At 71.6% G+C, this 7,907-nt stretch carries 8 protein-coding genes; 1 reads left to right on the top strand and 7 read right to left on the bottom strand.

Annotation, left to right across the window (positions count from 1 at the left end):
- Positions 1-176: 176 nt before the first annotated feature.
- From ABD236_RS32040 to ABD236_RS32010, 7 genes are all read right to left on the bottom strand, one after another.
- The gene (locus ABD236_RS32040) at positions 177-1,235 is read right to left on the bottom strand and encodes a hypothetical protein (RefSeq protein WP_344080128.1); all 1,059 of its coding nucleotides are present in this window, start codon (positions 1,233-1,235) and stop codon (positions 177-179) included.
- Between the two features lie 230 nt (positions 1,236-1,465).
- Positions 1,466-2,137: a SigE family RNA polymerase sigma factor gene (locus ABD236_RS32035; RefSeq protein ID WP_344080125.1), complete on the bottom strand. Its 672-nt coding sequence runs from the start codon at positions 2,135-2,137 to the stop codon at positions 1,466-1,468.
- 295 nt (positions 2,138-2,432) lie between these two features.
- Positions 2,433-3,488 (bottom strand): aspartate-semialdehyde dehydrogenase, encoded by a 1,056-nt coding sequence (locus ABD236_RS32030; RefSeq protein ID WP_344080122.1) that lies wholly within the window; start codon positions 3,486-3,488, stop codon positions 2,433-2,435.
- The gene (locus ABD236_RS32025; RefSeq protein ID WP_344080119.1) at positions 3,485-4,765 is read right to left on the bottom strand and encodes an aspartate kinase; all 1,281 of its coding nucleotides are present in this window, start codon (positions 4,763-4,765) and stop codon (positions 3,485-3,487) included. Before ABD236_RS32025 ends, ABD236_RS32030 begins: the two co-directional genes overlap by 4 nt.
- Positions 4,766-4,992: 227 nt before the next feature.
- Positions 4,993-5,652 (bottom strand): DUF5063 domain-containing protein, encoded by a 660-nt coding sequence (locus ABD236_RS32020; protein WP_344080116.1) that lies wholly within the window; start codon positions 5,650-5,652, stop codon positions 4,993-4,995.
- The gene (recR, locus tag ABD236_RS32015) at positions 5,645-6,244 is read right to left on the bottom strand and encodes a recombination mediator RecR (protein ID WP_190087931.1); all 600 of its coding nucleotides are present in this window, start codon (positions 6,242-6,244) and stop codon (positions 5,645-5,647) included. The genes ABD236_RS32020 and recR overlap by 8 nt, the downstream gene beginning before the upstream one ends.
- A 124-nt stretch (positions 6,245-6,368) precedes the next feature.
- Positions 6,369-6,704, bottom strand: coding sequence for a YbaB/EbfC family nucleoid-associated protein (locus ABD236_RS32010; protein ID WP_344080107.1), 336 nt, complete (start codon positions 6,702-6,704; stop codon positions 6,369-6,371).
- 363 nt (positions 6,705-7,067) lie between these two features.
- On the opposite strand from ABD236_RS32010, the gene ABD236_RS32005 reads away from it, so the two are divergent.
- A complete protein-coding gene (locus tag ABD236_RS32005) occupies positions 7,068-7,793 on the top strand; it encodes an SLATT domain-containing protein (protein ID WP_425543999.1) in 726 nt (241 codons plus the stop codon).
- Positions 7,794-7,907 lie beyond the last annotated feature (114 nt).

The raw sequence follows: 7,907 nt of genomic DNA, 5'->3' as shown, positions 1-7,907 counted from the left end.
GGCCGACCCCAGTCCCCCAGGGGCGCGGGGAACTGCGCGAGCAACCGGCCACTACCCGCAGACGAACGAAGGCTTCCAGGAGCGCGGAGTACCGCCCGAACGGCCGTACTACCTAGGGGCGCGGGGAACTGCGCGAGCAACCCACCACTCAGCCACAGACAGAGGCCGGGCCGGAATCAAGGCGTAGTGGGGGGTGGCGGGGCTGCCAGGACTCCTGTGCGGTAGATCGTTCCGGCGCACGCGTTCGGGATCGTCGCCTCGGCCGTCGGGGCGCCCGGCTCGGCCACGTGGGTCACGGCCACCTTGCCGTCCGCGGGGGTGACCGGATTCGCCGGGTCGACGGAGCCGAGCTGAGGTTCGGCGCCGGTCGAGGCCGTGCCCGTACCGGTGCCGCCGGTCGTCCCGCCGGCGCCCCCGCTGACCGTCGAGGGCGACGGGTCGGGCGAGGGCTGCGGCTTGGGACAGGTCTCCGACGGCACCCAGGCGAACCGCACCTCGTACGCGGCCGACGGCTTGAGCACCAGGCCGGTGGCTTCGAGGGCGGGGTCGGGCAGCCCCGCCGCCGGATCCCCGGTGGCGTGGTCGACGACCGTGATCCGGGACGCGTCCGCCGCGCCCAGCGCCTGGAAGTCGACCTTCCCGGCCCCGCTGACCTGGCAGAGCTGCTTCGAGACATTGGCGACGCGGAACGTGCCGTACACCTTGCCGTCGGCGTCGGGCTTGCTGATGCGCGCGGACTTCACCCCGAGCTCGGTGGCGTCGCAGACCGGGGAGCCGACCTGTACGGGCCCGCCGACGGGCCCGGTGTGGCCACCCGCCGTGCCGCCGACGGCGGTCCGGCCGGGCTCCTCGGGCTTCACGGTGCCGCTCGGCGCCGGGGTGCGGGGGGTCCGGCCGGAGGGCCTGTCGGCCCCCCGGTCACCGTCCTCCACGCCCGGCGCGGCACCGGTGCCGCCCTGGGCCTGCTGGCCGTGCCCGGCGATGGTGGGCCGGTCCTCGGAGGCCGAACCGGTGTTGGCCACGTGCAGGAACGCGGGGATCGCGGTCCCGATGAGCAGCGCCGCGGCGGCCGCGCCGACCGCCGCCTGCCGCTTGCGGGCCTGGCGGGCGGGAACGGCCCGGCGCAGGTGGTCCAGGGCTCCCTCGGACGGCTCCATGCCGTCCACCGCGCCGTGCAGCAGCCGGCGCAGCGCGTCTTCGTCCGGGGTGAGGCCAGGTGGGAAGGGGTCGTTCACAATTCCGTTTCCAGTCCGGTCGTCCAGAGGGCGGTCGGGCCCGTTCGTGCTCTCCCCGTGACGGCGGACGGCGGGTTCGCCGTGGTGCCCGTGTTCCCCCCGGGCCCCGGCCGTGCCGTACACGCCGTACGCGCTGTCTGTGCCGTCGTCCCGGCGACCGCGGTGGTCCCCGCGCTCGCCGTCGCCCCGTCGATCCTCCCCGCCCCCGAATGCCGCATTCCGCTTGGCGCTCATACCGGTGCCTCCATGGCTATCCGGAGTGCCGCGATGCCGCGTGAGCCGTACGCCTTCACCGAGCCCAGGGATATCCCCAGCGTCTCGGCGACCTGCGACTCGGTCATGTCCGCGAAGTACCGCAGCACGAGCACCTCGCGCTGGCGGCGCTGGAGGCCGCGCATGGCCTTGATCAGCGCGTCCCGCTCCAGCTGGTCGTACGCCCCCTCCTCGGCGCTCGCCATGTCGGGCATCGGCTTGGAGAGCAGCTTCAGCCCGAGGATGCGGCGGCGAAGGGCCGAGCGGGACAGGTTGACGACCGTCTGGCGCAGATAGGCGAGGGTCTTCTCGGGCTCGCGCACGCGCGAACGGGCCGAGTGGACGCGGATGAAGGCCTCCTGGACGACGTCCTCGCAGGAGGCCGTGTCGTCGAGCAGCAGCGCGGCGAGCCCGAGCAGTGAGCGGTAGTGCGCGCGGTAGGTCTCGGTGAGGTGGTCGACGGTGGTGCCAGCGGCCATGGCGTCGTCAGCGCCCTCGCGGGCCGATGTCGGCTGGGCGGGGACGTGGGTGGGGCGCGCGGTCGGCACGGGGGCGATCACCGGCATGCCGCCGGCAGGTCGCGGCCGCCGGAGCGGGCGGACCACTGCGCCGCGCACCGGAATCGCGGTGATGTCGAGAACCTCTGCCACGCCAGTTGGACACGCTTCCCCCCGTCAGGGTTGTACGCGTACGACACCGTTTTTGACAGTGCGACAAATGTCCTCATGCGTACTCGCTCTTCCCCAATGCCCCGATATTTACGGCACCTTGATGGGCGACCGCATAGACGCTCCATGCCGGGCTGCCGGTTGCAGGGACACGGAAATGAATCGTGTAACAGGGCAACAGCGCAGTTCAAGTGGTACAGACCAGCGACTTGCTCACAGAGCGTTCACAGATCCTACAAACTCCGTGGGCTTCCCGACGGCGAAATCGAGCCGGTATTCAGCCGCGAAATTCCCTGGCAGCCAGTTCGGCGATCTGAGCGGCGTTCAAAGCGGTGCCCTTGCGGAGGTTGTCGCCGCAGACGAAGAGATCGAGCGCGTACGGGTCGTCGGGCGAGCGCCGCACCCGTCCCACCCACGCCGGATCGGTGCCGACCGCGTCGGCGGGCGTCGGGAACTCCCCCGCCCCGGGGTCGTCGAGCAGCACCACACCGGGCGCGGTGGCCAGGATCTCGTGGGCCCGCGCCACCTCGACCTCGTTCTCGAAGGTCGCGTGGACACAGACGGAGTGGGTGGTGACCACCGGGACCCGGACGCAGGTCGCGGCCACCGCGAGCCGCGGCAGCCCGAGCACCTTGCGGGTCTCCTCGCGCAGCCCCAGCTCCTCGGAGGACCAGCCGCCCTCGGCCGGCTCCCCGGTCCAGGGCACCACGTTGAGCGCCACCGGCGCCGCGAACGGCCCGGTGTCCTCGCCCACGGCCCGGCGCACATCTCCGGGCCCGGTGCCCAGTTCCGTACCCGCGACCAGGGAGAGCTGTTCGCGCAGGGTCTCGACGCCGGCCCGGCCGGCGCCGCTGACCGCCTGGTACGTGGAGACGACGAGCCCGCTCAGGCCGTACTCGGCGTGCAGCGCGCCCACCGCCACGATCAGCGCGAGGGTGACGCAGTGCGGGGAGGCCACGATCCCGCGCGGCCGCAGCCGTACGGCGTGGGGATTGACCTCGGGCACCACCAGCGGCACGTCCGGGTCCGCCCGGAAGGCCGCCGAGGTGTCGACGACCACCGCGCCCTTGGCCGCGGCGATCGGCGCCCACTGGGCGGCGACCTGCTCGGGCACCAGGAAGACGGCGATGTCGACGCCGTCGAGCGCCTCCTCGCCGAGCGCCATGACCTCGGTCTCCTCGCCGCGCACCACGAGCTTGCGGCCCGCCGAGCGCGCGGAGGCGACCAGCCTGATCTCGCCCCAGACGTCCGCGTGCTGGGACAGGATCTGGAGCAGTACCGCGCCGGCGCTCCCGGTCGCACCGACGACCGCGAGCGCCGGACCCCGGTTCATCGTCCGGTGCCTCCGTAGACGACTGCCTCGTCGGAGTCGGAGTCCAGGCCGAAGGCGGTGTGCACGGCGCGCACGGCCTCGTTGACGTCGTCGGCGCGGGTGACGACCGAGATACGGATCTCGGAGGTCGAGATCAGCTCGATGTTGACCCCGGCGTCGCTGAGCGCCTCGAAGAACCCGGCGGTGACGCCCGGGTTGGTCTTCATCCCGGCGCCGACCAGCGAGATCTTGGCGATCTGGTCGTCGTAGCGCAGCGACTCGAAGCCGATGGTCGCCTTGGCCCGCTCCAGCGCGTCGATGGCCTTGCGGCCCTCGGCCTTGGGCAGCGTGAACGAGATGTCCGTGAGCCCGGTGGAGGCGGCCGACACGTTCTGGACGACCATGTCGATGTTGATCTCGGCGTTGGCGATGGTCCGGAAGATGGCCGCGGCCTCGCCCGGCTTGTCGGGGACCCCGACCACCGTGATCTTCGCCTCGGAGACGTCGTGCGCGACTCCGGAGATGATGGCGTGCTCCACCTGCTGACCCTCCGCCTGGGAACGTGGTTCGTTGCTGACCCAGGTGCCCTGGAGTCCACTGAAGGACGAGCGCACATGGATCGGGATGTTGTAACGGCGTGCGTACTCGACGCAGCGGTGCAGCAGCACCTTGGAGCCGGACGCGGCCAGCTCCAGCATGTCCTCGAAGGAGATCCACTCGATCTTGCGGGCCTTCTTCACCACCCGCGGGTCGGCGGTGAACACACCGTCGACGTCCGTGTAGATCTCGCAGACCTCGGCGTCGAGGGCGGCGGCCAGCGCGACGGCCGTGGTGTCCGAACCACCGCGCCCGAGCGTGGTGATGTTCTTGCCCTCCTGGCTCACGCCCTGGAACCCGGCGACGATGGCGATGTTGCCCTCGTCGATCGAGGTCCGGATGCGGCCCGGCGTGACATCGATGATCCGCGCCTTGTTGTGGACCGAGTCCGTGATGACGCCTGCCTGGCTGCCCGTGAACGACTGGGCCTTGTGGCCCAGGTTTTTGATCGCCATGGCCAGCAGGGCCATGGAGATCCGCTCTCCAGCGGTCAGCAGCATGTCGAACTCACGGCCGGCGGGCATCGGGGATACCTGCTCGGCGAGATCGATCAACTCGTCCGTCGTGTCGCCCATCGCGGAAACCACGACGACCACCTGGTGGCCGTTCTTCTTGGCTTCCACGATCCGCTTGGCGACGCGCTTGATGCCCTCGGCATCGGCTACGGAGGAGCCTCCGTACTTCTGCACGACAAGGCCCACGTGCGCTCCTCGCTCAGTCCATTACTGCGGTCGGCTCAGTCTAACGAGCGGCCCGGATCCGCCCGGGAGGTGCCACATCGTGAGATGTCCCGCTCGCGATGTGATCTTGTGGGGTCCCGGTGGGGGGATCGGATCCGGTCCGCTCGTGGAGGGGCACATGCCCGACCGGGCCGGTTGTACGCGCGGGTGTGGGCCGGCTCACAGGCCGCCGGGCGGGTACGGGAGGGCTACTTGACCGTACGCAGGCCCAGCGGCCCGGCGATCTCCTCGGCCATCACGCGCCCGGCCGCGTCGGCCAGCGACTCCTCGGACAGGTCCTCGTCGGTGTCCAGGCCGTCCAGCTCCTCCAGGGGCTGGTTGAGGCGGACGTGGGCGACCAGGGACTGGAGGGCGCGCAGGGTGGCGGAGGCGGTGGAGCCCCAGTTGGAGAAGTAGGAGAACTGCCACCACCACAGCGCCTCGGTGGTGCGCCCGGCGCGGTAGTGGGCGAGGCCGTGGCGCAGATCGGTGACCACGTCGGCCAGATCGTCCGAGATCCGGCAGGCGACGGGCGCCTTGCGCGGCTCGTACGGGTCGAAGACCTCCGAGTACACGTCGATCGGCTCCAGCAGGGCCGCGAACCGCTCGCGCAGGTCGTCGACGTCGGGCTCCGGGCCGAGGTCCGGCTCGTACCGCTCGTCCGGGACGATGTCCTCGTGCGCGCCGAGGCGCCCGCCCGCCAGCAGCAGCTGGGAGACCTCCAGGAGGAGGAACGGCACGGCGCTGTCCGGCTCGTCGCCCTTGGCCACCTCGGTGACCGCGACGATGAAGGACTCGACCTGGTCGGCGATCTGGACCGCGAAGGAGTCCGGATCCTGGTTGGCCGCGTGCAGCGTTGCGTCAGACATCGAGAAGTCGCCTTCCTTCAAAGGCCCGCCCGAGCGTGACCTCGTCCGCGTACTCCAGATCTCCCCCGACGGGGAGTCCGCTGGCCAGCCGGGTGACCCGCAGGCCCATCGGCTTGATCATGCGGGCGAGGTACGTCGCCGTGGCCTCGCCCTCCAGGTTCGGGTCGGTGGCCAGGATCAGCTCGGTGACCGTGCCGTCGGCGAGCCGGGCGAGCAGCTCGCGGATGCGCAGATCGTCCGGGCCGACCCCCTCGATGGGGCTGATGGCTCCGCCGAGCACGTGGTAGCGGCCCCGGAACTCACGGGTCCGCTCGATCGCCACGACGTCCTTGGGCTCCTCCACGACGCAGATGACGGCCGGGTCGCGGCGCGGGTCGCGGCAGATGTTGCACCGCTCCTCCTGCGCCACGTTGCCGCACACCGCGCAGAACCGGACCTTGTCCTTCACTTCGAGCAGCGCGTGCGCGAGCCGGCGCACGTCGGTGGGCTCGGCCTGGAGGATGTGGAAGGCGATCCGCTGCGCGCTCTTGGGACCGACGCCGGGCAGCCTGCCCAACTCGTCGATGAGGTCCTGGACCACGCCTTCGTACAACGGACTGCCTCTCGTGGGTCTTCCGGGTGCTTACGGTAGTTGGTGGGCGGGCGCCGCAGAAGGGCGGACCCGCGTTGTTCACCACTGTTCACAAGGGCGTACGGACGGTGCCCCGCGGGTCTGCTCAGAAGGGCAGACCCGGCATGCCCCCGAGGCCCTGCGCCAGCGGGCCGAGCTTCTGCTGCTGGAGCTGCTGGGCGTTCTCGTTCGCCGCGCGGACGGCCGCGACCACCAGGTCGGCGAGGCCCTCGGTGTCCTGAGGGTCGACCGCCTTCGGGTCGATGACGAGGCCGCGCAGCTCACCGGAGCCGGTCACGGTCGCCTTCACGAGACCGCCGCCGGCCTGGCCGTCGACCTCGGTCGCGGCGAGCTCCTCCTGCGCGCGGGCGAGGTCCTGCTGCATCTGCTGCGCCTGCTGGAGCAGCTGCTGCATGTTGGGCTGGCCACCACCAGGGATCACGGTGCACCCCGTCTTTCGCGTCGTATCCGGTCGTCGGATCCGTTCGTCGGATCTGCCGGAAGGATCCGGCACTCCGAGCCTACGTGGTCTCCCCGCGCACTGCTCCGCAACTCTTTCGAGTGACCCGACGGAGGTTCTCCGACCTGATCAAGGCCCACTTACGGGGGGAAATCCCGGGATATCGGCGCTGGCCCCCACCATTCGGCGGTAGGAAGGGCCGTCACGTCACGGAGGAGGCCCTGAAGACGTCACTGTGCGTAACTGTACGTTACGACACCGTAGCCGTCACCGTTCACCGTCACCGTCACCGTCGCCGTCAGCGGTGACGGGGGTTTTCGATACGCACCGCGGAGGGAGCGCCGGGTGAGCCAGCCGGAGATGCAGCCCGAGGGGCCCCCGGGACCGCCCCGGGACGAGCGCGACCTGACCGGGCGCCCGTTCCCGCTCGGCGACTGGGGCGAGCCGGCGGAACGCCTTGACGAGCTGTACCGGTGGGTCGAGGCGGGGGCGCTGCGCACGGCCGAGTGGTACCTGGCGGACCGGCTGTGGAAGCGGCGGGGGGCGCGGGTGCTGCGGGTGGGTACGGCGGGGGGCGCGATCGCGGGCGCCGCGCTGCCGCTCCTCGACGTGACGGGCGCGCTGTCGGGCGCGTCCGGCTGGGGCTATTTCTTCCTGCTCCTGGGCGCGGCCTGCCTGGCCTGCGACCGCTACTTCGGGCTGACGTCCGGGTGGATGCGGGACGTGGCGACGGCGCAGGCGGTGCAGCGGCGGTTGCAGGGGCTCCAGTTCGACTGGGCCTCGGAGAGCGTGCGGGAGGTGCTGGGGCCCACGGAGGGGACGGCGGGGGAGGCGGCCGAGCGGTGTCTGTCCGTCCTGCGCCGCTTCACGGAGGACGTGACGGAGCTGGTGCGGTCGGAGACGGCGGACTGGATGGTGGAGTTCCGGTCCGGGCCCGCGCCGTTGGTGATGCAGACCCTGGCCGCCTCGTCCCCGCGCCCGGACGCGGCGCCCGGGCCGGGCCGGTTCCCGCTGCCGCCGGGCACGCGCCCGAACATGCCACGCCAGCGCCCCCCGGAGTCCCCGCGTTAGTTGTTCCCCACCCCGCCCCTTCCCGAAAGCCCTCGGGCGGGCGGCCGGGCTTTCGTCTGCGGACCGTGCATGGCTGGTCGCGCAGTTCCCCGCGCCCCTAACTGCCTAGGGGCG

It is taken from the genome of Streptomyces crystallinus, assembly GCF_039521265.1.
Lineage (GTDB): Bacteria > Actinomycetota > Actinomycetes > Streptomycetales > Streptomycetaceae > Streptomyces > Streptomyces crystallinus.
This window is presented reverse-complemented; position numbering and strand designations above follow the sequence as displayed.

Excerpts from the sequence above, each read along its gene's own strand:
- ABD236_RS32030 (WP_344080122.1), bottom strand. The coding sequence starts at position 3,488 with ATGAACCGGGGTCCGGCGCTCGCGGTCGTCGGTGCGACCGGGAGCGCC.
- ABD236_RS32020 (WP_344080116.1), bottom strand. The coding sequence starts at position 5,652 with ATGTCTGACGCAACGCTGCACGCGGCCAACCAGGATCCGGACTCCTTC.